This is a genomic window from Prochlorococcus sp. G5PB11 (assembly GCF_059772425.1).
Map to the genome: position 1 here is coordinate 1,040,846 of NZ_CM186287.1, position 22,352 is coordinate 1,063,197.

Sequence of the window (22,352 nt, forward strand, 5' to 3'; positions counted from 1 at the left end):
TTATTCAAGAGATTGTTTATTTTTTCTTGAAGCGGACTTTATTTTATTGGATTTGATTTGCGCTTCATAAGCATCGAGTTTCTCTATTCTAACAAAATCTTCATATGGATCAGAAAGATTAGTTTTTTTCATATAAAAGTTATCGGTAAAAATTGAGCATGATTGTCTCTTTTATGCAGCGGTATCACTTCTTAAGCCTCTATTACGACTGCCTTTAAACCATCTCATTTGATGAGTAATACGATGCCCATTTGGATATAAGTAATTAAGATTTTCAATATTTTCCCTTTGAATCACCTTTTCATTTTGATTAACAATATCTTTGGAACGATCAGCATTGTTTTGATTTAATTGCATAAAAAATAATTTGACTACACTATTAAAAACAGCAAATTCATAGATTGATGTCCGTAATGAACAAAGTGATGATTCTAAAACGAAAATCATCCAATGAGAAAGATTAATTTTCTAAAACTATTTTTCAAAATCAGTTATTAATTCAAGTTGAATTCCTCATACATAAAAAAGACAGCTAAATTAGCTGTCTTTTTTATGTAAAAATTAATTTTATTTATTTTTAAATTAGAAATTTAGAAATATTTAAACGGGAAAAATATCTTATCAGGGCCTGCAAGCATAACTGAAGCAGCAATAAGAGCAGTTACTACTTGAACACCAATAAATTGTTTTTGAAGATATTTATATGAACCAGTTTCAGAAAGCTCAACTGATGGCTCATTCTCAGGTAATCCATAATAATAAATTTGAGAAATCTGAAAAAAGATAACCAAACCTGCTATTGCAGCTAAAGGATTAAACCCACCAAATGTGATTGTTGAAAAAGGAATTGTTGAGTAAACCATTAAAAAAGGCATTGCTCTGAACTGCTTATCATTACAGCATTAATTTGAGAAAATGCTTAATTCGCTAATAGACTGAAATCTAAAATTAATTAAAATTCAAAAAATACAATTAATCGAATTGCAGAAAGCTTTATTTTGAGAGGCATGAAAAATTCAGGTTAACTATTTTTAGGTCTAGCTTTTGTAACCCTAATAGCTCTACCCATCCATTCAACATCTTGAAGATCATCAATTGCTTTTTGTTCTTGAGCATCATCACCCATATCAACAAAAGCGAACCCTCTTTTCCTTCCTGTTTCCCTTTCTAATGGCAGCTTACAATTAGTAACTTCACCATAACTGCTAAAAACACCAACAATATCTTCGATCTCAGCATCAAATGAGAGATTCCCTATGTAAATAGTCATTAGGTAACGGACCTATGAAGAAATAATGAATGGTCCGAAAAGGGGAAAACCTCAATGATTTGGCTAAAAAGCAAAACTTGAAGAAAGCTATTTGGATAATTCAACTATTACTCTAGATCTTTTTCTCCCAAAAAGGACAAAACAAAAATATGCTTTATCGTCCTGTAAAATTATCCAATAGAATTTTTTATCTTTTTGACTCAAGTAACTGTTGGAGAAAACGAAGGCATCGAATCAGCACTTCGCCGCTTTAAGCGTCAAGTTTCAAAGGCTGGAATCTTTGGAGAATTAAAGCGCCTGCGTCATCATGAAACTCCTGTTGAAAAATATAAGCGTAAATTGCAACAAAGACGCAGAAGCAGAAGAAGATAAATGAAATTTCAACCTTTAAAAAATAAACTTTCAAATTTCTAGCTAAAGAAATCAAATGCAAAGAGAAAACTGTTGGGTTTGGTTCAAAGGTTCAGTCAAAGATGGAGGGATGTGGAAGGGAGGATTCACTTATAAAAAAGATTGCAATCCTGGAGTCCTTATACAGAATCCAGGATATGTACAATGTCGTGTACCTGACTGGCGAATTAGTACTGAAGAGCCACCAGATAAATCAATAGGTCCCAAAATACCTGAAAATTCTGTTTGGAAAATTTTATAATTTTAATTACTTGATAAATCATCCTGAACTTTTTGATTATCAAATTTCTAGTGCACGTTCACACCAAAAAGAGGAGCTAAGTACTTAACAACAGCTGGAGTAATTAATAAAACAGCTATCAATCTAAATGCATGGATTGCTGCTACTGCAGCTCCTACTCCAAGGTCTGCGCCAACCAGACTCATTCCAAGGGTCCCCCCAGGAGCAGAGCCTAACAAAGCTATTAACGGATCAATTCCAAACAAACGGACTACCAAAAAGCCAACCAAGAGACCTGTAAGAATCAAAGTAAAGGTAATTACCATAGCTGGCTTCCAGAGAGTTTGTAGCTCAGCAAGAGTATTTCGATTAATTCCCGTGCCAATAACTGTTCCTACCCCAATTCCAAGCAAAGTTTTGGTACCCATCGGCCATTGAGCAGGTTCAAATTGACCACTTATGCTTAAGAATCCTGCCGCCAAAATCGAGCCTAGAAGAGGAGCCGCGGGGATACCACTCAGTAGCATCAAGCTTCCAAGAGCAGCGCCACTGAGGATGTATATAATCAAAGTCATTGGAGGATTCATAATCCAATCGTTAAAGCGATAACTTCAGTCTGGTCTATTTTTTGTTTTTTAAATCAATTGATCAATATCAATTAAAAAAGTGTCTATAAAAACTTTTCCTTTCAATGAGATGTTGACCTTACTAATTGAAAAAATATAAAAACGCCTCCATAACTAAGTTTTGACTACATTTTCAATGGGCTTGGGGTTTTCCTTTTTACTATTAATCTGATTTTCAATCAAAAAGGTCAACAAATTGTTATTGTTTGTTTTAAAACGATTATTTTTGTTGTCAAAAGATGTCCTGATGAAAGCAAATTTGACTACTGAATTAAAACTTCTTGGACCTAAACCAAGGCCTAAGATCTTGTACGTCAGACTTCCTTGCAATCCTATTTTTCCTATTGGACCAATTTATCTAGCTGATCATGTACACAAATGCTTCCCGAAAATTAAACAATTAATTATAGATTTAGCTTCATTACCAATTTTAGATGTCGAAAGAATATTGATTAGTAGTATTGAAAAATTTAGACCTACACTATTAGTTTTTTCATGGAGAGATATACAAATTTATGCCCCTGTAGATGGAAGAGGTGGAAATCCATTACAAAATTCATTTGAAGTTTTTTATGCTCGAAATCCTCTAAAAAAAATTCGCGGTGCTTTAGGTGGTTTTCAGCTATTAAAAAGTCATTATGGAGAGATATGGAGAAACCAAAGATTAATTAGAAAGGGATTGAGATATGCAAAGAAACATAATCCAAATGCTAATGCAATAGTAGGAGGAGGTGCTGTTAGTGTTTTTTATAATCAATTAAAAAATTCACTTCCCAAAGGTACTATTATTTCTTTGGGCGAAGGAGAGCTTTTAATAGAAAAATTAATAAAAGATGAATCAATAATTGATGAAAGATGTTTTATTGTTGGCGAGTCTCCTAGAGAAAAATTAATTCATGAGAAGCCAAATAACATACTTAAAACAGCATGTGATTATGACTATATTCAATCTATCTGGCCCGAATTTAAATGGTATCTAGATGGTGGCGACTTCTATATTGGAGTACAAACGAAAAGAGGATGTCCTCATAATTGTTGTTATTGTATCTACACAGTTATTGAAGGTAAAAAAGTAAGAATCAATCCAGTAAGTGAGGTTATTAAAGAAATCAAACAATTGTATAACCTTGGCGTGCGAGGCTTTTGGTTTACTGATGCCCAATTCATACCCTCCAGAGGACATATTCAAAACGCCAAAGATATTCTTCAAGCTATATATGATGAAGGTTTGCATGATATTCATTGGGCGGCATACATAAGAGCTGACAATTTAGATGAAGAATTAGCAGAATTAATGGTTAAAACAGGTATGAGCTATTTCGAAATTGGAATAACTTCTGGATCCCAAGAACTTGTCAGAAAAATGAGAATGGGATACAACTTAAAAACAGTTCTTAAAAATTGTGAACTTCTAGCAAAAGCAGGTTTTAATGCACAGGTTTCAGTAAATTATTCATTCAATGTTATAGACGAGCGTCCAGAAACGATAAGACAAACAGTCGCTTATCATAGAGAATTAGAGAAGACTTTTGGGGCTGATATTGTTGAGCCTTCTATATTTTTTATAGGGCTACAGCCCCATACTTTACTAGAAGAATATGGATTAAAAAAAGGTTTATTAAAACCTGGATATAACCCAATGAGTTTAATGCCTTGGACTGCGAGGAAACTCCTCTGGAATCCAGAACCTATGGGAAAGGAATTTGGAAGAATTTGCTTGGAGGCCTTTGATACAAATCCAAATGACTTCGGTAGAACTGTTATGAACTTATTAGAAAGAGATTATGGGGTTTCATCACTAGACGAAGCATTAACTGTCGAAGCTAAAAACCGACCGGTTCTAGAAAAAAGTCTTCGTTGAAAAAATATCGTAATTAACAAAATTATTATGCCAATTACACTTCCAATTGGATTCACCATGTTTTTGCTTGGTCCTATTAAAAAATAAGGAGTATCGATAGAAAAACTTACCATTCCCGAATCAATAAGATACCAAATACTAACCAATCCTCCATGCAAACCTATACACCCCCATAACGAACCTCTATCATTATTTCGTCTTAAAGTTAGAACTATTCCAAATAAAAACAGGCCACTCAAGAAAGGTATTAAAGCTAATAAACCAATATCAGATCTATAATGTGCAAGACTAAAAATTATAGATTGAAAAATCATTCCTCTTCTAAACCCATACAGAAGAACCATTTCCTCCATTAACCATCCACGGAAAATTATCTCTTCAGCAAAAACAATACCCACTATTAATAATATTGCATTTATTAGTTGATCAAACTTGATAGGGTCAGTTCTATCAATCCAGCCACATAATAGTAAAAACATAAAAAGAATAATTATTAAAAAAACTGAAAATATAAATCCACTAAGAAATAGTTTAAATGATGCAAATTTATTTTTAAAATCTAATCCTATAGATAGCCATAAGTGATCAGTTTTCCATCTAATTTTTCCCCAACTTGGTAAAATACTTAGAAATAATATAAATGTAATTATAGTACCTATAATACTTAAATTATTGGAAGTAATATCTCTATAAAAAAAGGAAAAAAATTTACTAATAAACCATCCTGCAGGATATAGAAACAAAAAAAGAGTGAGTGTTGGTATCCATTGCATCTTTTGATGCAACCATCTATTCCAAAACCTGTTAATTAATGATTTCAGCTTTCTAATTCTATAGAACTTGTTAGGCCTTTTGCCTTTAAAGATTCAGAATAAAATTCAGCAGGTTCTAAATCACAGGTGATAACAAGTCCGATACCAGTTTCATGCGTTTCCAACATAATACTCAAGGCATCCTGTTCACTTAATTGTGGAACAACCTGCCTTAAAGTTTCAACAACATAATCCATTGTATTAACTGGATCATTGTGAAGTAAAACCTTATACTTGGGTGATATTTTTCGAACTCGCTGAACTTCTCGATCAATAACCGCAGTATCACCATCTGTTTTATTTGTAGAATCAACCATAATTAAACTGCCAGGATGAAAAGCACTTTTCAAGAAGGAACTTACCATGAGATTACGCATTAAAGTTTTACAATCTTTTGCATAGCTTTTTCCACATTTTCTCTACTGTTGAAGGCGGACAATCGAAAATATCCTTCCCCAGCAGCTCCAAAGCCACTTCCTGGTGTGCCAACGATATTTGCGTTTTCTAGTAATAAATCAAAGAAATCCCATGAGCTCAAGTTATTGGGAGTTTTAATCCATGCATAAGGAGCATTAATTGCGCCAAAAACTTCAAATCCTGCAGAAGTCAAATTAGCTTTAATAATTTGAGCATTATCCATATAAAAACTTACTAATTTTTTAATTTGAATTTGCCCTTCTTCAGAATAAACGGCTTCCGCACCTCTCTGAACAATATAACTGACTCCATTGAATTTAGTACTTTGTCGACGATTCCATAAGGACCACAAATCAACTTTTTCCTCACCTGCTTTACCTTTTAAAGACTTTGGAATAACTGTAAAAGCACATCTTGTACCTGTGAATCCTGCATTTTTTGAAAAAGAACGAAACTCAATTGCACATTCTTTAGATCCCTCAATTTCAAAAATCGAATGCGGAATGGAGTCATCTTTAATAAAAGCCTCATAAGCAGCATCAAAAAGAATCAAAGAATCGTTTTCTTTTGCATATTCAACCCATGAAACTAATTGTTCTCTTGTTGCTACTGCCCCAGTTGGGTTATTAGGGAAACAAAGATAAATTAAATCAAATTTTTCTTTTGGTATTTCTGCCTCAAATCCATTCTCTGAATTAATTGGGATATAACTTAAACCTTTATATTCTCCCGATGAGTTTGCTTCTCCTGTCCGTCCAGTCATGACATTAGTGTCAACGTATACTGGATAAACAGGATCAGTTACGGCTATTTTATTATCCTTACCAAGAATATCTAAGATATTGCTGCTATCACATTTGGAGCCATCTGAAATAAAAATTTCCTCTGGTGAAATTTCGCAACCCCTAGATAAATAATCATTCTTAGAGATACTTTCGCGAAGCCATTGATAGCCCTGTTCTGGTCCATAGCCCTTAAAGCCCTCAAGGGTTCCCATTTCTTCAATAGCTGCTTTCATCGCTTCACGACAAGCCAAAGGAAGAGGCTCAGTAACATCACCGATTCCGAGCCGGATTAAATCAATATTGGGATTCTTAGAGTTAAAGTCTTTAATTCTTCTAGAAATCTCTGGGAAAAGATACCCTGCTTTTAATTTCAGGTAATCAGCATTAACTTGTACCACTGGAAAATCGGTAAGATTTAATTCAAGGATAATCCCTTAAACACCTTTAAATCTCCAAACAGAGTTTATTCTATAATTAAGAACTAATTTTTTAATAAGATCATAACCTTAAATTATTAACCAAAAAGTGATCTTGTGTTAGTATATTTTTAGAACAAAGAACAGGGTTTTAGCCCTTAATGTTCTTAATTAACGTCAGATTTTCTTAAAGGGAGACCTACATTAAACGCTGGCAACTCCAGCATTTTCAACCGGACTATATTTAATTCCCATTCCGAACAGTATTCTAAAATCTCTTTAATTAGGTTTGGCGTCATAACTATCCAAATGTTCTACTTGCAGTTTTTCTGCTAATCAATTTTTTAATAGCTTGAAAAAGCTCAACATTGTATATGCCCAAGCAAATTGTGATTGCTGAGCATTTGCGAATTGCCGCTCTGCTCACTGATGAGAAAATAGATGAATTAATCGTGGCTCAAGGCAGCTACCAAATTGGAGATATTTTCTTAGGGACAGTTGAAAATGTTCTTCCAGGGATAGATGCTGCTTTTGTCAATATTGGTGAGACCGAAAAAAATGGTTTTATTCATGTCAATGATTTAGGTCCACTTAGATTAAAAAAAGAAACTTCAGGAATAACAGAGCTGCTCGAACCAAAGCAAAAGGTTTTGGTTCAAGTAATGAAAGAGCCTACTGGATCAAAAGGACCAAGGTTGACTGGAAACATCGCTCTACCTGGAAGATATCTCGTACTCCAGCCTTATGGGCAAGGTGTCAATATTTCTAGAAGAATAAGCACAGAAAGTGAAAGAAATCGACTTAGAGCATTAGGAGTATTGGTCAAGCCTCCTAGTACTGGGCTTTTAATAAGAACAGAAGCAGAAGATATTTCTGAGGAATTTTTAATTGATGATCTTGAAAATCTTCTCAAGCATTGGGAGCTTATTCAACAAGCCTCTGAGAGTTGTACCCCACCAATTCTTTTAAATAGAGATGAAGACTTTATTCATAGAATTCTCAGAGATAATATCGGTCAAAATGCAACTCAAATTGTAGTAGACAATACTGAAGCAATTGGTCGAGTTAAGAATTTCCTTGGCAAGGATAATAAAGAATTAGCAATAGAGTTGCATAGTGATTCACAAAATATATTAGAAAAATATAGAGTGATTTCTGCAATTAATGATGCATTAAAGCCTAGAGTTGAGCTTCCCTCTGGCGGGTATATAATAATAGAACCAACAGAAGCATTAACGGTTATAGATGTTAACTCAGGCTCATTTACACGATCTGCAAATTCTAGAGAAACAGTTTTATGGACTAATTGTGAAGCAGCCATAGAAATAGCAAGACAATTAAAATTAAGAAATATTGGTGGGGTTATTATTATTGATTTTATAGATATGGATACGAGAAGAGATCAACTACAATTATTGGAACATTTCACATCTGCCATAAGTGGAGACTCAGCTAGGCCACAAATTGCTTCGCTAACAGAGCTTGGACTTGTTGAGCTAACGAGAAAAAGACAAGGTCAAAATATATATGAACTATTTGGGAAAAACTCTACTCATTCCCAAGGTCAAGCTCATCTTCCAAATATCACTATTCAAGACATAAATCCAACAACCTCATCAGAGGTTAGTGTGATCAATTCAACTTTAATATCAAGTGAAGAAACCCAACCTTCACAAGAGAATAATTTAAAGAAGAAGCGTATAAATAAGACAAAAGATATAGACACAAATCTAATCAATGAAGAAAACAACTTATCAATAGACAATTCGAAATCTTTCTCCAAAGAAAGCATTGGAGATGATAATGCTAAAGAGGTCAACAATAAAAAGCAAGAGAATAAATTAATAAATATAACTATGAATGAGCATGAAGAGATTGTATATAGCTCAATGGGATTTAATCCCATCTTAATTTTAGATCAGCCTCCATTATATAAAAATTATACGGTTAATATAATTCGTCCTGGAATTCAGGAAGGGGAAAAAGAGATTAATAAGATTCTTGAGGAAGATCAACAAAAAAACCTTGATCAATCTGATACTAAAAATAATAATGAAGATATGATTCCTATTAAATTAAATAACACCATTGAGAAAGATCCAATTACCTCTGAAGAAAAAGAAAATACCGAAGAGAAAGATATCAATGTTTCCTTTGATGAAGAAAAAATTGATTTAAGCTCTAGTGAATCAAAAGAAGTTAATGAGGATCCAAGACGTAAGAGAAGAAGATCATCAGCCTCTTCTTGAGCATGTGTAATCATAAGTATCTGATTGCGGGTGTTGATGAAGTAGGCAGAGGTTGCTTATTTGGCCCTATTTTTGCAGGGGCTGTAATATTAAGCAAAGAAAACGAATCAGAACTCTTATCTCAAGGTTTAAAGGACAGCAAAAAATTAAGCCACAGACAAAGATATAAATTAGTTCCTTTAATCAAAGAGAATTCAATAGCCTGGTCAATAGGCCAAGCTTCAGCAAGAGAGATTGATAGTTTCGGCATCCGTGAGGCTACTGAAAAAGCAATGGTAAGAGCATTAGAAAAATTTTCATCCCCACCAGACTTACTTCTAGTAGACGGAATATTACCCATTCGCCCGTGGTCAGGAAAACAGAAAACACAAGTTCGAGGAGAGAGTCATTTCCCTTCAATTGCTGCTGCCAGCGTTTTAGCAAAAGAAGCAAGAGATGAATTAATTAAACGACTAGCTCCCTTATACAGTTTTTATAGACTAGAAAAAAATAAGGGTTATGGAACTGCATTCCATAGAAAACAATTAATCCATTCAGGCCCAACAAGACTTCATCGAAAAAGTTTTCTCTCCAAACTGAAAATGGATTAAATTTATTTAGTAACTAATTTTCATTACACCAATTTTTAAAGTCAGCAATTAGCTGCTTCTCAACTCTGCTTTTAATTCCTAATAATATTCCATTTAATATCGAGTGCCCAGTGGTCTCTAGCATTTTGGGAGGAATTAATCTCAATAGTTGCGGCTGACTGACTGTTACGCCTAAAAGCGCTTCCCCTTCAAGACTTGATGGTTTTGCCTCCAGAGTTGCATCTAAGGTTAAATCAAAATCATCAACAAACCCTAAGCCTTCTAAATGACTTTCAGTGACATACATTCTTATTTTTCTATAACTATTTTCTACCCCTATTGATACCACTGGATTTATCTGAAGTTGAAAAACCTTAAAACTTGTGACTTCGTACTTAAAGCTCCCTGGCCCCAAAGGAGTCAATTTTTTTGGATCAAGCATTGCTCCTACAATTCTTTCCTGTTGTAGGAGATAATCAGATAGTTGCTCCTCATTTTCTTGAACAACTAGATCAATTTTTTGTCGTGCTGTAAAGGCAAGAGCCATTATCAAAAACTTGCTCAGTTTGATCTTATCGGCATTTACCCCTTTTTTTTATTCTAATGTCAACTCGAGTGGCTTACCTTGGACCCAAAGGAACATACGCTGAGAAGGCCGCAAAAGCCCTAGCAGCCTTAGAAAATATCGATTCACCACAGTTCTCTCCAAGCAAAGGATTAAGATCTGTGGTGGAAAATGTTGCAAACAATCTTTGTGAAGCAGCCGTAGTACCAATTGAAAATTCAGTAGAAGGTGGTGTCACTACAACATTAGATTCTCTATGGATACATAAAAATTTATTTATTCATAGAGCCTTAGTACTTCCCATCAAACACTCATTAATGAGCAGCGGATCACTATCAACTATTTCAGAAGTCCTCTCTCATCCTCAGGCACTAGCTCAATGCAGCCAGTGGCTAAATGACAATCTTCCAAATGCAGTTCATTTGCCAACTAATTCAACAGCAGAAGCAATAAGGATGGTGAAAGGAAGCTCATTTAGAGCAGCAATAGGATCCAAAGATGCAAATGAGGAACTAAATATTCTTGCTTATCCCATTAATGATATTGAAGGCAATTGCACTAGATTCATTCTTCTTAGAAAAAAGAACATTAAAGTTGATGGCAATAAGGCAAGCATAGCTTTTTCTCTTAAGTCAAATAGTCCAGGTGCATTACTTAAAGCATTAAATTGCATAGCAAATCTTGGTCTGAATATGAGTCGAATTGAGTCTCGTCCCTCTAAAAGAGAACTAGGCGAGTATGTCTTTTTCATAGATCTTGATTTAAATAATTCTAGTGAAAAAGACTTTACAAAAATAACTGAAGATTTATCTCCACTTTGCAATCAAATAATTAATTTTGGATGTTATTTCAGTTCAGAAGATGGGTAATTTATCCTCTTGATTTGAAAACTCCAAATTTCATCAAACCTGTTGAGAAAGACCATCTCATCATTAAAATTGTTGGTATTTCTCTGAATGCTTTTAGTAAAGATCTAAAGCCTAATTTCAATATAGATGAAGGCCTTCTAAACCCTTCATATATTGATTCATTCCAAGATTGAATTGTATATTTTGTCCAATTAGAGGTTTCTACAGAGCCTCCACAATAAGGACTGTTTAATAAATTTTTTTTGAATCCTTCAATACTTGAAAATTCAGGATGCGTCCATTGAATTAAAAGTTGATGCATAATGAACTTTTCCAAGAAATTTAATGGATTCTTTATTGAATCTCTTTGATTCCAATCTGCAATTGCCAAAATGCCACCAGGTCTAAGTACTCTTAGCATCTCATCTGCATAAGTTTGTTTATCAACAATATGAGGCCCCGCTTCAACGCTCCAAACACCGTCAAAACTTCCTTTCTCAAACTTCAAGTCAAGAGCATTCATCACTTCAAAGCGACAAAAGTCATTCTTGGTAGTTAACTCATTTGCTCTTCTAATTTGTGCCGCACTTATAGAAATACCAACAACATCAAATCCATAATCACTAGACAATATTCTGGAACTTCCGCCTATCCCGCATCCCACATCTAATATTCTTGATCCTTTTGGTAATTTATCCAAACCACTCCAACGTACTAATTCGTGAACAAAATCAATCTTCGCTTTTCTAAAGTCCTTTTTTGATCTCGGTTTTTCGTAAAAGCCTAAATGAATATGTTCTCCCCAGAGATTTTCTAGTAAACGGTCATTAGTCCAAGAATCATATGAAGATGCAACACTATTAACAGACTCATATTTACGACTTTTCCTGAGCCATTGAGTACTTAAAATTAATAGAAGGAAAAGGCTAAATATAAAAAATAATATCCATTGCATAATTAATTGTTGGCTTGATCTGCGTTTGAAAAAGTGTCTTTTAATGCTGTTCTTGCAGCTAGTTGTCTTCTTGTGTGATCAAGAAGTTCATATTCTCTTTCCAGGCGGTGATATGTATTTGTTAATTCTAATAAATTTTGCTGTTCACTTGCTACTGGACCTCCAAGATGAGCTGCAATCCAAAAAGACAATTCTCTTGGAATATCGGGCAAAGAATCAGGGAGTTCTTTTTCAGATTCAGTTAATTTTGAGGTTAGCGAAACCACATCCCTAAGAGCAATAGCGACTGAATCCTTAAGTTCTAATAGTTTTTTTTGATCGGAAGTTTGATCATCATCAACCCAACTAACTAAAGCGTTAATAAAAGGCGTTTCGCTAATGATTTCCAGGATTCGAAATCTTTGCTGTCCAATAGTAACAATATTGCTTCTTCCATCTTGTGAAGTTTGATGCTTAATGATCTCAGCACAACAACCAACATCAGCCATTTTTTTCGCGATTGGATCCCATCTAACTACTCCAAAACGGCTGTCAGACTTCAAAACAGATTGAAGCATTACCCTATATCGAGTTTCAAAAATATGAAGAGGCAAGTACTCCTGAGGAAAAAGCACAACCTCAGGCAATGGGAAAAGTGGTAGCTCCCTAACTGAAAGTTCGCTCAAATGGGTATTCCTAATTAAACATATCCTAGATAATCAATCTCTTGTTTGAGAGAAAAAGATCTAGAGCTTAACTTCTATATCAACTCCACTGGGGAGGTCCAACTTCATCAGAGCATCTATTGTCTTTGCTGAAGGACTATAAATATCAATAAGTCTTCTGTGTGTTCGTGTTTCAAAATGCTCTCTAGAATCTTTATCAACATGAGGGGAACGCAGAACACAGTAAATTTTTCGTTTTGTAGGTAAAGGAATAGGACCAATTGCTGAAGCAGCTGTTGTATCTGCAGTCTCTATTATTTTTTCGCAAGACAAGTCGAGCATTCTTCTATCGAAAGCCTTTAAGCGTATGCGTATTTTTTGCTGTGCAATTGCAGTTGACATAATTGAATTACCAAAAGCTAATTAGGTTTTCGAGGTTCTTTTTAAATATGAACTGATTAGTTCATTTGGTTTTTAATCTAGAGGATGACCTGAATGAATTACAAGTCATCCTCAGAATCATCACTCAATAATTTTGGAAACCACTCCAGCACCAATAGTACGTCCTCCTTCGCGAATTGCGAATCTCATACCTTGTTCTATAGCAACAGGAGAAATCAATTCCCCTGTCATTTTAATTCTGTCACCAGGCATGACCATTTCGACATTGCTTCCATCATCTGATGTGAATGCAGTAATTTGACCAGTTACATCTGTAGTACGGATATAAAACTGAGGGCGATAACCTGCGAAGAAAGGGGTATGGCGGCCACCTTCTTCTTTTTTCAATACATAGACTTCACCTTCAAATTTAGTGTGAGGCGTGATCGATCCTTTTTTAACAAGAACCATTCCTCTTTCAATATCTTCTTTTTGAATACCTCTCAAAAGAAGTCCTACATTATCACCAGCCATACCTTCATCAAGAAGCTTTCTAAACATCTCAACTCCAGTTACAGTTGTAACTCTGGTATCTCTAATACCTACAATTTCAACCTCTTCTCCAACTGTTACTTTTCCTCTCTCGATTCGTCCTGTAGCAACAGTTCCACGACCAGTAATTGAGAAAACGTCCTCTACCGCCATTAAGAATGGCTTGTCAACTTCACGCTCTGGCTCGGGTATTGAAGCATCAACAGCAGTCATCAACTCATCTATTTTTGTTTCCCAATCTGCGTCTCCCTCAATAGCTTTTAATCCTGATACTTGAACAACAGGGATGTCATCACCAGGAAAGTCATAACTTGTGAGAAGTTCACGAATCTCCATTTCTACGAGTTCGATCATTTCTTCATCATCGACCATGTCACATTTGTTGAGTGCAACAACCAATGCAGGCACCCCAACTTGTTTGGCCAAGAGAATATGTTCTTTTGTTTGTGCCATTGCTCCGTCGGTGGCTGCTACAACGAGAATCGCACCGTCCATTTGTGCAGCACCTGTGATCATGTTTTTTACATAATCAGCGTGGCCTGGACAATCAACGTGTGCGTAGTGCCTTCCATCAGTTTCATATTCAACGTGAGCAGTATTGATTGTGATTCCACGTTCACGCTCTTCTGGAGCTCCATCGATTTCAGCGTAATCTTGCGCTTCGGCTTGACCTTTTTTGGCTAAAACCTTTGTGATTGCAGCAGTAAGTGTTGTTTTGCCATGGTCAACGTGGCCAATAGTACCTATGTTGACGTGAGGTTTGTTCCTCTCAAACTTCTCGCGAGCCATTTTTTTAAAGAATCGGGGGTTGGTTAATAAATTTTAGAGATCAGGAATTGCCCTGATTCTTGGAGATAATTGCTTCAGCAACATTACGAGGGACTTCCTCGTAAGTACTGAACTCCATTGAGAAAATACCCCGACCTTGAGTCATTGATCGGAGTTGAGTGGCATAGCCAAACATTTCGGCTAATGGCACTTTTGCTTGGACTTTGGATTGTCCATCATCGATGGATTGACCTTCGACCTGACCTCGTCTAGAGGACAGATCTCCAATTATAGAGCCTAGGAAGTCCTCAGGGACTTCTACCTCAACTTTCATCATAGGCTCAAGAAGGACAGGATTGCACTTCTTGATTCCATCTTTGAAAGCCATTGAGCCAGCAATTTTGAAGGCCATTTCTGATGAATCAACATCATGATACGAGCCATCAACCAAAGTGACTTTTACATCAATAAGAGGATAGCCTGCAATTACTCCAGATTCACATGTTTCCTTCATTCCTGATTCCGCAGGTTTTATGTATTCTTTTGGAACTGCTCCACCAACAATTTTATTGACAAATTCAAAACCAGTTCCTGGCTCAGCTGGCTCAACTTCGATAACGACATGTCCGTATTGACCTTTACCGCCTGTTTGCCTTGCAAACTTTCCTTCTCCAGATGAACTAGCTCGAATAGTCTCCCTGTAAGAAACTTGAGGTGCTCCAATGTTCGCCTCAACCTTGAATTCTCTCAACATACGATCAACAAGAATCTCAAGATGGAGTTCACCCATTCCAGCAATGACCGTTTGATTTGTTTCTTGATCGGTGCTTACTCTGAAAGTAGGATCTTCCTCTGAAAGTGCGGTTAAAGCTTTCCCAAGTTTTTCCATATCGCCTTTGGTCTTAGGTTCAACAGCAACCGAAATAACAGGTTCGGGAATGAAGAGCGTTTCTAATACAATTGCTTCATCAGAGGCGCATAAAGTATCACCAGTAGTTGTATTTTTCAGCCCTAATACAGCTCCTAGATCCCCCGCCCTTAGCTCATCAACCTCTTCACGGTCATCAGCTTTTAAAATAATTAGTCTTGATATTCTCTCTTTTGCATCTTTGGTTGAATTGAGAACATAACTTCCTTTTTCAAGGACGCCAGAATACATGCGAACAAAAGTTAATTTCCCGTATGGGTCTGCCATTACTTTGAATGCAAGCGCGCTGAATGGTGCTGAATCATCTGAGGGCCTTACAGCTTCTTTTCCGTTAGGTAGCAGACCTTGAATAGGAGGTACATCAACGGGGGCAGGTAGATAATTAACAACAGCATCAAGAAGCAACTGAACACCTTTATTTTTAAAAGCTGAACCACATAACATTGGAACCAAGCCGTGCTTAAGAACACCTTCCCTAATTCCAGATTTCAATTGATCAACAGTTAATTCACCATTTTCTAGAAAAGCGTCAAGTAATTCCTCATCAGTTTCAGCTATCGACTCCATTAATTTAGAGCGCCAATCAGTGACCAAATCCACCATATCGGGGGGAACCTCAGTCTCTTCAATATCTTTGCCTAAATCATCTTTATATATATATGCTTTATTACCTACAAGATCAATAATACCTTTCAGATCATTCTCGGCTCCTATAGGTAACTGAATTGGCACTGCATTAGCTTTCAATCTATCTTTAATTTGTCCATGGACCTTTAGGAAATCGGCACCTGTTCTATCCATTTTATTCACAAAAACCATCCTTGGGACGGAATATCTATCAGCTTGTCGCCAAACCGTCTCGGATTGGGGTTGAACACCACCGACAGCACAAAAAACAGCAATAACGCCATCAAGTACTCTCATCGAACGTTCGACTTCAATTGTGAAGTCAACGTGTCCAGGCGTATCAATGATATTGATACGGTGATCATCCCAAGTAGTTGAAATTGCTGCTGCAGTTATTGTTATGCCTCTTTCTCTCTCTTGGGCCATCCAATCGGTAACTGCGGCGCCATCATGGACTTCTCCCATTTTGTGTACAACACCCGAATAGAAGAGAATTCTCTCAGTACAGGTGGTTTTACCAGCATCAATATGTGCAGCAATCCCGATATTTCTTACTCGTTCCAAAGGAAAGGCTCGTGCCACAGAAAATTCTCCGACTAAAGGGCTTTAAAATGCTGGTGGACTCTACAACTCAGCATGCAAAAAAAGAAATATTTTTTGAAATTGAATAGAAAAATTTGAAAAAATTAGTAGCGGTAATGTGCAAAAGCTTTATTTGCTTCAGCCATTTTATGCGTCTCTTCCCTCTTTCTCACTGCGTTTCCAGCTTCATTGGCTGCATCCATGAGCTCACCTGCAAGTTTTTGAGCCATGCTTCTACCATTTCTTGATCTTGAGAAATTTACCAACCATCTGAGCGCCATCGCAGTCCCTCTTTCTTGACGGACCTCCATGGGAACCTGATATGTAGCTCCGCCTACTCTTCTGGCTCTTACTTCAACAAGAGGTGTAACATTTTTCACTGCTGTTTCAAATAATTCAATGGGGTCAGAACCAGTTCGTTCGTTAATCAAGCCAAAAGCATCCGATAGAATTCTTTGAGCTGTTGATTTCTTACCGTGCTTCATCAATCGATGGACCATCATACTTGCCAAACGATTATTGAACTGAGGATCAGGGAGAACAGGTCTTTTTTCTGCTGCGTTTCTTCTTGACATGAAATTAAATTTGTATAAGAGGGAAATTCAATGAAAAAAATGTTTTATTCCTTGGGGGATTTAGCTCCATATTTTGATCTGGACTGTCTACGGTCTTTAACCCCAGCGGTATCAAGAGTTCCTCTGACGATGTGATATCTCACACCTGGTAGATCCTTAACTCTTCCGCCCCTAAGCAAAACTACAGAGTGCTCTTGAAGGTTGTGACCGATACCACCGATATAAGCAGTAACTTCAAAACCTGAGGTTAATCTGACACGAGCAACTTTTCTTAGAGCAGAGTTAGGTTTTTTGGGAGTTGAGGTGTAAACCCTGGTACAAACGCCTCTCCTTTCAGGGCAACCTCGCAAAGCAGGAGATTTTGTCTTTGTTTTTAGAGTCTTTCGCTCTGTTCTTATCAACTGTTGAATGGTTGGCATTAATTTTATATTTGGTCTGAGTTAGACCAGATTCAACAATTCTTCAGATTACTCGGTCAAGCACCCAAATTAGGTTTTTTTTTTAATTAATATTTTATTTTTATTCAGGTTCGAGAATAAGGGACGAATTTTTAAAGAAAGTATTGAAGAAAAAACTTGATGGTCGACAAAAATGTTTAAGATGTAACTCTACGAACTATCAAATCAATCTAATCATTCATTTCAAAGCTTACCGATAGCACTTTTGTAAGAAAAGAAAAATAGTAAGTTAAAAAACATGCATCAACGACACTCAAGATCAAATTGGCCTTATTGCGATAGCACCTATCCAGATGCCTTTTCTGGGGAAAAAGATTCTTGTGGAGTTGGATTCATAGCAAGCGTCGAGGGCAAGCAAAACAATTGGGTCTTGTCTCAGGCTTTACGTGGTCTGAGTTGTATGGAGCACAGAGGCGGATGCGGGGGAGATAGCGATTCAGGTGATGGCGCTGGGATTTTATGCGAAATTCCATGGTCATACCTAAAGCAAGTTTGGCAAACCGCCAAAGATTGTGAGCCTAAATCATCAGGCATAGGAATGATTTTCATGCCTAAAGATGAAAAGAATAGAGAAATATCAAAAAATATATGTGAACAAGAAGCTGAATATTTAGGCTTAACTTCTAAAGGATGGAGAGATGTTCCTGTTGATGATGAAGTTTTAGGAAAGCTTGCAAGAGAAAATGAACCCTTTATTACACAATGGATAGTTGATATTCAAGATAAAGAAATTAGTCTTGAGGCTTTGCTTTTCAGACTAAAGCAAAGGATTTCAAATCGGGCAAATATAGAATTAAAAGAAGATAAACTAGGGCTTTATATATGCTCTTTAAGTAGTAAAACAATTGTATACAAGGGAATGGTCAGATCTGAAATACTGGCTCCTTTTTATAAAGATCTACAGGACGATAGATTTAAAGTTTCATATGCGGTTTACCATAGAAGATTTAGTACTAATACTTTACCAAAGTGGCCATTAGCTCAACCCATGAGACTTTTAGGTCATAACGGAGAAATAAATACACTGCTAGGAAATATAAATTGGGCAAAGGCAGCAGAAACTGATATAAGTTCAGTATGGGAAGACAATGCAAGTGATCTCAAACCCATTGTCAATAATTTATTTAGTGATTCAGCAAATCTTGATTTAACTCTTGAGCTATTGGTTCGAAGCGGCCGGCCAATAACTGATAGCTTATTAACACTTATACCTGAGGCTTTTAGAGACCAACCTGAATTAATAAACAAACCTGAAATCACTGCTTTTTATGAATACGCTGCAGGAACCCAGGAGCCATGGGATGGGCCAGCATTAATAGTTTTTACTGACGGAAGCAACATAGGAGCAACATTGGACAGAAATGGTCTAAGGCCAGCTCGATATTGCATTACTAAAAATGGATATGTTGTTATGGGATCTGAAACAGGTGTTGTTGAATTAGATGAGAATGAAATTCAAGAAAAAGGTCGACTAGGACCCGGTCAAATGCTGTCAGTAGATTTAGAAAAAAAGAGGATTTTACGAAACTGGGATGTCAAAGAAGAATCAGCGAACAGATATCCATACTTAGATTGGTTAAAAGCAAATCGTATTAATCTAAACAACCAAAATTGGGAAGTAAATAATAAATTTGATAAGCAAGAGTTACTGCAGCAACAAATTGCATTTGGATTTAGTGCAGAAGATTTTGATTACATAATCAATAGCATGGCTGCAAATGCCAAAGAACCAACTTATTGCATGGGAGACGATATTCCACTAGCAATACTTTCGAAGAAATCACATATTCTTTATGACTATTTCAAACAAAGGTTTGCACAAGTAACTAATCCTCCAATTGATCCTCTTAGAGAAAAACTTGTTACGAGCTTAGAAATGCACCTTGGTGCTAGGAAAGCTCCATTATCTCCAAAAGCAGAATCTTCAAGACTAGTCCATATTAAATCGCCAATTATTAATGAGAAAGAATTAATTTCAATAACAAAATCTGGTCTTAATTGCAAGACAATATCTACATTAATTCCTACAACTGGTCCTGAGCTAAGCCTAGATAAAGGCATTAAAGATCTATGCCAAGAAGCAGAAAATTGTGTAATTAATGGCGGAGAAATACTAATCCTTTCAGATAGAAATATTAATCGAGAAAAATCATACATACCTCCTCTTCTAGCTGTTGCGTCAGTTCATCATCACTTACTTAGCAAGGGTCTAAGGCTAAAAACTTCAATAATTATAGATACTGCTCAATGTTGGAGTACCCACCACATAGCCTGTCTAATTGGGTTTGGAGCAAGTGCAATTTGTCCATGGTTAACATGGGAAACTACTCGACATTGGTGGCAACTACCTAAAACTCAAAAACTTATTTCCGATGGGAAGTTGTCTAACTTATCCATAGAGATTTCACAGGAAAATGTTAAGAAAGCAATGGAGGATGGATTAAGAAAAATACTATCAAAAATAGGTATTTCTGTTTTAGCAAGTTATCATGGAGCGCAAATTTTTGAAGCCATAGGTATTGGTGCAGATTTAATTGATTTAGCTTTTAAAGGAACGACAAGTCGTATAGCTGGACTCACTCTTAGAGAATTATCAATCGAGACAATTTCATTTCATAAAAAAGCGTTTCCAGAGCTAGAGCAAAAAAAACTTGACTTTAATGGATTTGTTCAATATCGAAATAGTGGAGAATTTCATTTGAATAATCCAGAAATGTCAAAAATTCTTCATGCTGCAGTCAAAGCTGGGCCAGGATATGATCACTTCAAAACTTATCAACAACTACTAGAAAGTCGTCCAGCTACAACCCTAAGAGACCTACTTACTCTTAAAAAAGCAGCACAGCCTTTACCTCTCGATCAAATAGAGAGTGTTGAAAGTATTTGTCAAAGATTTTGCACCGGTGGCATGAGTCTTGGCGCACTATCAAGGGAGGCGCATGAAGTTCTTGCAATAGCAATGAATAGAATTGGAGGCAAAAGCAATAGTGGTGAGGGAGGAGAAGATCCCGCTAGATTCAATATCCTTGAAGATGTTGATGAAAATAATCAGTCAAAGACCTTACCCAATATCAAAGGACTTTTAAATGGAGATACCGCTTGTTCTGCAATTAAACAAATTGCGTCTGGCCGATTTGGTGTAACCCCTGAATATTTAACTAGCGGAAAGCAATTAGAAATCAAAGTAGCCCAAGGAGCAAAACCTGGAGAAGGAGGACAATTACCTGGACCAAAGGTTGATGAATACATAGCCAAGCTTCGCAATAGCAAGCCAGGTGTAGCTCTTATTTCGCCTCCTCCTCATCATGATATTTACTCCATAGAAGACCTAGCCCAACTTATTCACGACCTACATCAAATAAATCCAACTGCAAAAGTGAGTGTGAAATTAGTTGCTGAAATAGGCATTGGCACAATTGCAGGGGGAGTAGCCAAAGCAAATGCTGATGTAATCCAGATTTCAGGACATGATGGTGGAACGGGTGCCTCGCCACTGAGTTCAATTAAACACGCTGGTTTGCCATGGGAGCTTGGATTAACTGAAGTTCATAGATCTTTATTAGAAAATGGTCTGCGCAAAAGGGTTTTGTTAAGAGCAGATGGAGGTTTAAAAACAGGATGGGATGTCCTGATTGCTGCACTACTTGGAGCAGAAGAATATGGTTTTGGGACAATCGCAATGATCGCTGAAGGTTGCATCATGGCGAGGATTTGCCATACAAATAAATGTCCAGTCGGTGTTGCAACTCAACAAGAAGGCTTAAGAAAAAGATTCCCAGGTTTACCAGAACATGTGGTGAACTTCTTTATCTTCGTAGCGGAGGAAGTAAGGCAATTAATGAGTCAAGTTGGTGTAGCAAAAGTCGAAGATCTTATTGGAAGAACAGATTTATTAATTCCAAGGAACCTTGAATTAACAAAAACAAAAGAGGTCGACCTTTCTAGCCTTCTCAAACCTCTAGAGAACTCAAAAGATCGTTCATGGTTGAGCCACGAAATAGATGCTCATAGCAATGGAGAAGTTCTTGAGAATGCTCTTCTCAAAGATGAAGAAATTTCCAATGCAATTAAGACTCAGGGAAGCATTACTAAAAAGATCTCAATAGTTAACACCGACAGAAGTGTTTGTGCACGGATCTCTGGAGTAATAGCTAAAGAATATGGAAATAAAGGTTTTAAAGGGAATTTAAATTTGATATTTAAAGGTTCAGCGGGGCAAAGTTTTGGTGCCTTTATTTTAAAAGGAATGAATATTTCTTTAGTAGGAGAAGCCAATGATTATGTAGGCAAAGGAATTAATGGAGGCTCTATTACAGTTGTTCCTGAAATCATCAATCACACATCCAACGCACAGGTAATACTTGGAAATACATGTTTGTATGGAGCAACGGGTGGAAAATTATTCGCCCTTGGGATAGCAGGGGAACGTTTTGGTGTTCGCAATAGTGGCGCTCATGCTGTTATTGAAGGAGCGGGAGACCATTGTTGCGAATATATGACTGGAGGAGTGGTTGTTGTTCTAGGAAAAACCGGAAGAAATATTGGAGCAGGAATGACTGGAGGGATAGCATTTATTCTTGACAAAAAAAATGAACTTAACTTAAGAATAAATAATGAGATTGTTGAGGTTTATAATCTAACTTCAACGAATCAAGAGCAATTCTTAAAGGACCTAATTATTGAACATCTTCAGAAAACTAAAAGTCCCATGGCAAACAAAATTCTCTCAGATTGGTCTTCGTGGAAAAAGTTATTTAAGATAGTAGTTCCTCCAAGCGAAAAAAATAAATTAGGTATCCAGGAAGCACTGGAGAAAGCGACATTATAGATAAG

23 protein-coding genes are annotated in these 22,352 nt (G+C 36.4%); 7 read left to right on the top strand and 16 right to left on the bottom strand.

The annotated features are described in order from the left end of the window. The 4 genes from AC6EI0_RS06275 to rbp form a co-directional block, all read right to left on the bottom strand. Positions 1–132 carry a hypothetical protein gene (locus tag AC6EI0_RS06275; protein WP_498521777.1) on the bottom strand — a complete coding sequence of 44 codons (132 nt, stop codon included), beginning with the start codon at positions 130–132 and terminating at the stop codon, positions 1–3. A 39-nt stretch (positions 133–171) separates the two neighbouring features. After that, positions 172–447 carry a hypothetical protein gene (locus tag AC6EI0_RS06280; RefSeq protein WP_498521778.1) on the bottom strand — a complete coding sequence of 92 codons (276 nt, stop codon included), beginning with the start codon at positions 445–447 and terminating at the stop codon, positions 172–174. A gap of 143 nt (positions 448–590) precedes the next feature. Then, positions 591–863: a hypothetical protein gene (locus AC6EI0_RS06285; RefSeq protein ID WP_498506120.1), complete on the bottom strand. Its 273-nt coding sequence runs from the start codon at positions 861–863 to the stop codon at positions 591–593. 158 nt (positions 864–1,021) lie between these two features. Beyond that, positions 1,022–1,270 carry an RNA-binding regulator gene (gene rbp / locus AC6EI0_RS06290; RefSeq protein ID WP_498461518.1) on the bottom strand — a complete coding sequence of 83 codons (249 nt, stop codon included), beginning with the start codon at positions 1,268–1,270 and terminating at the stop codon, positions 1,022–1,024. Between the two features lie 195 nt (positions 1,271–1,465). On the opposite strand from rbp, the gene rpsU reads away from it, so the two are divergent. Next, a complete protein-coding gene (gene rpsU / locus AC6EI0_RS06295; RefSeq protein WP_011295405.1) occupies positions 1,466–1,642 on the top strand; it encodes a 30S ribosomal protein S21 in 177 nt (58 codons plus the stop codon). 55 nt (positions 1,643–1,697) lie between these two features. Further along, positions 1,698–1,922: a hypothetical protein gene (locus AC6EI0_RS06300; RefSeq protein ID WP_498521779.1), complete on the top strand. Its 225-nt coding sequence runs from the start codon at positions 1,698–1,700 to the stop codon at positions 1,920–1,922. 47 nt (positions 1,923–1,969) lie between these two features. On the opposite strand, the gene AC6EI0_RS06305 is transcribed toward AC6EI0_RS06300, so the two are convergent. After that, positions 1,970–2,488 (bottom strand): AbrB family transcriptional regulator, encoded by a 519-nt coding sequence (locus tag AC6EI0_RS06305; protein WP_498521780.1) that lies wholly within the window; start codon positions 2,486–2,488, stop codon positions 1,970–1,972. 286 nt (positions 2,489–2,774) lie between these two features. On the opposite strand from AC6EI0_RS06305, the gene AC6EI0_RS06310 reads away from it, so the two are divergent. Then, the gene (locus tag AC6EI0_RS06310; protein WP_498521781.1) at positions 2,775–4,388 is read left to right on the top strand and encodes a photosystem II high light acclimation radical SAM protein; all 1,614 of its coding nucleotides are present in this window, start codon (positions 2,775–2,777) and stop codon (positions 4,386–4,388) included. On the opposite strand, the gene AC6EI0_RS06315 is transcribed toward AC6EI0_RS06310, so the two are convergent. The 3 genes from AC6EI0_RS06315 to AC6EI0_RS06325 are packed head-to-tail and all read right to left on the bottom strand — an operon-like array spanning position 4,310 to position 6,800. After that, positions 4,310–5,161: a CPBP family intramembrane glutamic endopeptidase gene (locus AC6EI0_RS06315; protein ID WP_498521782.1), complete on the bottom strand. Its 852-nt coding sequence runs from the start codon at positions 5,159–5,161 to the stop codon at positions 4,310–4,312. The two genes, AC6EI0_RS06310 and AC6EI0_RS06315, sit on opposite strands and share 79 nt — an antisense overlap. Before the next feature lie 44 nt (positions 5,162–5,205). After that, a complete protein-coding gene (gene clpS, locus AC6EI0_RS06320) occupies positions 5,206–5,517 on the bottom strand; it encodes an ATP-dependent Clp protease adapter ClpS (protein WP_498523511.1) in 312 nt (103 codons plus the stop codon). Positions 5,518–5,576: 59 nt separating this feature from the next. Beyond that, positions 5,577–6,800, bottom strand: coding sequence for an LL-diaminopimelate aminotransferase (locus AC6EI0_RS06325; RefSeq protein WP_498521783.1), 1,224 nt, complete (start codon positions 6,798–6,800; stop codon positions 5,577–5,579). 392 nt (positions 6,801–7,192) lie between these two features. Here AC6EI0_RS06325 and AC6EI0_RS06330 point away from each other — a divergent pair, with 392 nt between their 5' ends. Further along, entirely contained in the window at positions 7,193–9,067 is a 1,875-nt protein-coding gene (locus tag AC6EI0_RS06330; protein ID WP_498521784.1) for an Rne/Rng family ribonuclease, read from the top strand. 2 nt (positions 9,068–9,069) lie between these two features. Beyond that, on the top strand, positions 9,070–9,657 hold the full coding sequence (locus AC6EI0_RS06335; RefSeq protein WP_498521785.1) for a ribonuclease HII: 588 nt from the start codon (positions 9,070–9,072) through the stop codon (positions 9,655–9,657). 13 nt (positions 9,658–9,670) lie between these two features. On the opposite strand, the gene AC6EI0_RS06340 is transcribed toward AC6EI0_RS06335, so the two are convergent. After that, a complete protein-coding gene (locus tag AC6EI0_RS06340; protein WP_498521786.1) occupies positions 9,671–10,183 on the bottom strand; it encodes a DUF1997 domain-containing protein in 513 nt (170 codons plus the stop codon). A 56-nt stretch (positions 10,184–10,239) separates the two neighbouring features. Here AC6EI0_RS06340 and pheA point away from each other — a divergent pair, with 56 nt between their 5' ends. Further along, positions 10,240–11,070 (top strand): prephenate dehydratase, encoded by an 831-nt coding sequence (pheA, locus tag AC6EI0_RS06345; protein WP_498521787.1) that lies wholly within the window; start codon positions 10,240–10,242, stop codon positions 11,068–11,070. 1 nt (position 11,071) lies between these two features. On the opposite strand, the gene AC6EI0_RS06350 is transcribed toward pheA, so the two are convergent. From AC6EI0_RS06350 to rpsL, 7 genes are all read right to left on the bottom strand, one after another. Then, positions 11,072–12,004 (bottom strand): methyltransferase domain-containing protein, encoded by a 933-nt coding sequence (locus AC6EI0_RS06350; RefSeq protein WP_498521788.1) that lies wholly within the window; start codon positions 12,002–12,004, stop codon positions 11,072–11,074. Positions 12,005–12,006: 2 nt separating this feature from the next. Then, on the bottom strand, positions 12,007–12,669 hold the full coding sequence (locus AC6EI0_RS06355; RefSeq protein WP_498521789.1) for an LON peptidase substrate-binding domain-containing protein: 663 nt from the start codon (positions 12,667–12,669) through the stop codon (positions 12,007–12,009). A gap of 60 nt (positions 12,670–12,729) precedes the next feature. Continuing rightward, the gene (gene rpsJ / locus AC6EI0_RS06360) at positions 12,730–13,050 is read right to left on the bottom strand and encodes a 30S ribosomal protein S10 (RefSeq protein ID WP_498461530.1); all 321 of its coding nucleotides are present in this window, start codon (positions 13,048–13,050) and stop codon (positions 12,730–12,732) included. Positions 13,051–13,170: 120 nt separating this feature from the next. Beyond that, on the bottom strand, positions 13,171–14,370 hold the full coding sequence (gene tuf / locus AC6EI0_RS06365) for an elongation factor Tu (RefSeq protein WP_498461531.1): 1,200 nt from the start codon (positions 14,368–14,370) through the stop codon (positions 13,171–13,173). Between the two features lie 40 nt (positions 14,371–14,410). Beyond that, positions 14,411–16,486, bottom strand: coding sequence for an elongation factor G (fusA, locus tag AC6EI0_RS06370; protein ID WP_498521790.1), 2,076 nt, complete (start codon positions 16,484–16,486; stop codon positions 14,411–14,413). Positions 16,487–16,590: 104 nt separating this feature from the next. Beyond that, on the bottom strand, positions 16,591–17,061 hold the full coding sequence (rpsG, locus tag AC6EI0_RS06375; protein WP_498461533.1) for a 30S ribosomal protein S7: 471 nt from the start codon (positions 17,059–17,061) through the stop codon (positions 16,591–16,593). A 44-nt stretch (positions 17,062–17,105) separates the two neighbouring features. Further along, complete coding sequence (gene rpsL, locus AC6EI0_RS06380; protein WP_011824478.1) at positions 17,106–17,480, bottom strand: 30S ribosomal protein S12; 375 nt, start codon at positions 17,478–17,480, stop codon at positions 17,106–17,108. Positions 17,481–17,757: 277 nt separating this feature from the next. Between rpsL and gltB the strand changes: the two genes are divergently transcribed. After that, positions 17,758–22,347: a glutamate synthase large subunit gene (gene gltB, locus AC6EI0_RS06385; protein ID WP_498521791.1), complete on the top strand. Its 4,590-nt coding sequence runs from the start codon at positions 17,758–17,760 to the stop codon at positions 22,345–22,347. Positions 22,348–22,352: the final 5 nt, after the last annotated feature.

Coding starts and splice junctions, on each gene's coding strand:
- rpsG (WP_498461533.1), bottom strand. CDS start 17,061: ATGTCAAGAAGAAACGCAGCAGAAAAAAGACCTGTTCTCCCTGATCCT.
- tuf (WP_498461531.1), bottom strand. CDS start 14,370: ATGGCTCGCGAGAAGTTTGAGAGGAACAAACCTCACGTCAACATAGGT.
- AC6EI0_RS06300 (WP_498521779.1), top strand. CDS start 1,698: ATGCAAAGAGAAAACTGTTGGGTTTGGTTCAAAGGTTCAGTCAAAGAT.
- AC6EI0_RS06350 (WP_498521788.1), bottom strand. CDS start 12,004: ATGCAATGGATATTATTTTTTATATTTAGCCTTTTCCTTCTATTAATT.
- AC6EI0_RS06305 (WP_498521780.1), bottom strand. CDS start 2,488: ATGAATCCTCCAATGACTTTGATTATATACATCCTCAGTGGCGCTGCT.
- AC6EI0_RS06280 (WP_498521778.1), bottom strand. CDS start 447: ATGATTTTCGTTTTAGAATCATCACTTTGTTCATTACGGACATCAATC.
- AC6EI0_RS06315 (WP_498521782.1), bottom strand. CDS start 5,161: ATGCAATGGATACCAACACTCACTCTTTTTTTGTTTCTATATCCTGCA.
- rbp (WP_498461518.1), bottom strand. CDS start 1,270: ATGACTATTTACATAGGGAATCTCTCATTTGATGCTGAGATCGAAGAT.
- pheA (WP_498521787.1), top strand. CDS start 10,240: ATGTCAACTCGAGTGGCTTACCTTGGACCCAAAGGAACATACGCTGAG.
- AC6EI0_RS06285 (WP_498506120.1), bottom strand. CDS start 863: ATGGTTTACTCAACAATTCCTTTTTCAACAATCACATTTGGTGGGTTT.
- AC6EI0_RS06340 (WP_498521786.1), bottom strand. CDS start 10,183: ATGGCTCTTGCCTTTACAGCACGACAAAAAATTGATCTAGTTGTTCAA.
- AC6EI0_RS06330 (WP_498521784.1), top strand. CDS start 7,193: ATGCCCAAGCAAATTGTGATTGCTGAGCATTTGCGAATTGCCGCTCTG.
- AC6EI0_RS06275 (WP_498521777.1), bottom strand. CDS start 132: ATGAAAAAAACTAATCTTTCTGATCCATATGAAGATTTTGTTAGAATA.
- rpsJ (WP_498461530.1), bottom strand. CDS start 13,050: ATGTCAACTGCAATTGCACAGCAAAAAATACGCATACGCTTAAAGGCT.
- AC6EI0_RS06310 (WP_498521781.1), top strand. CDS start 2,775: ATGAAAGCAAATTTGACTACTGAATTAAAACTTCTTGGACCTAAACCA.
- rpsL (WP_011824478.1), bottom strand. CDS start 17,480: ATGCCAACCATTCAACAGTTGATAAGAACAGAGCGAAAGACTCTAAAA.
- clpS (WP_498523511.1), bottom strand. CDS start 5,517: ATGGTTGATTCTACAAATAAAACAGATGGTGATACTGCGGTTATTGAT.
- AC6EI0_RS06335 (WP_498521785.1), top strand. CDS start 9,070: ATGTGTAATCATAAGTATCTGATTGCGGGTGTTGATGAAGTAGGCAGA.
- gltB (WP_498521791.1), top strand. CDS start 17,758: ATGCATCAACGACACTCAAGATCAAATTGGCCTTATTGCGATAGCACC.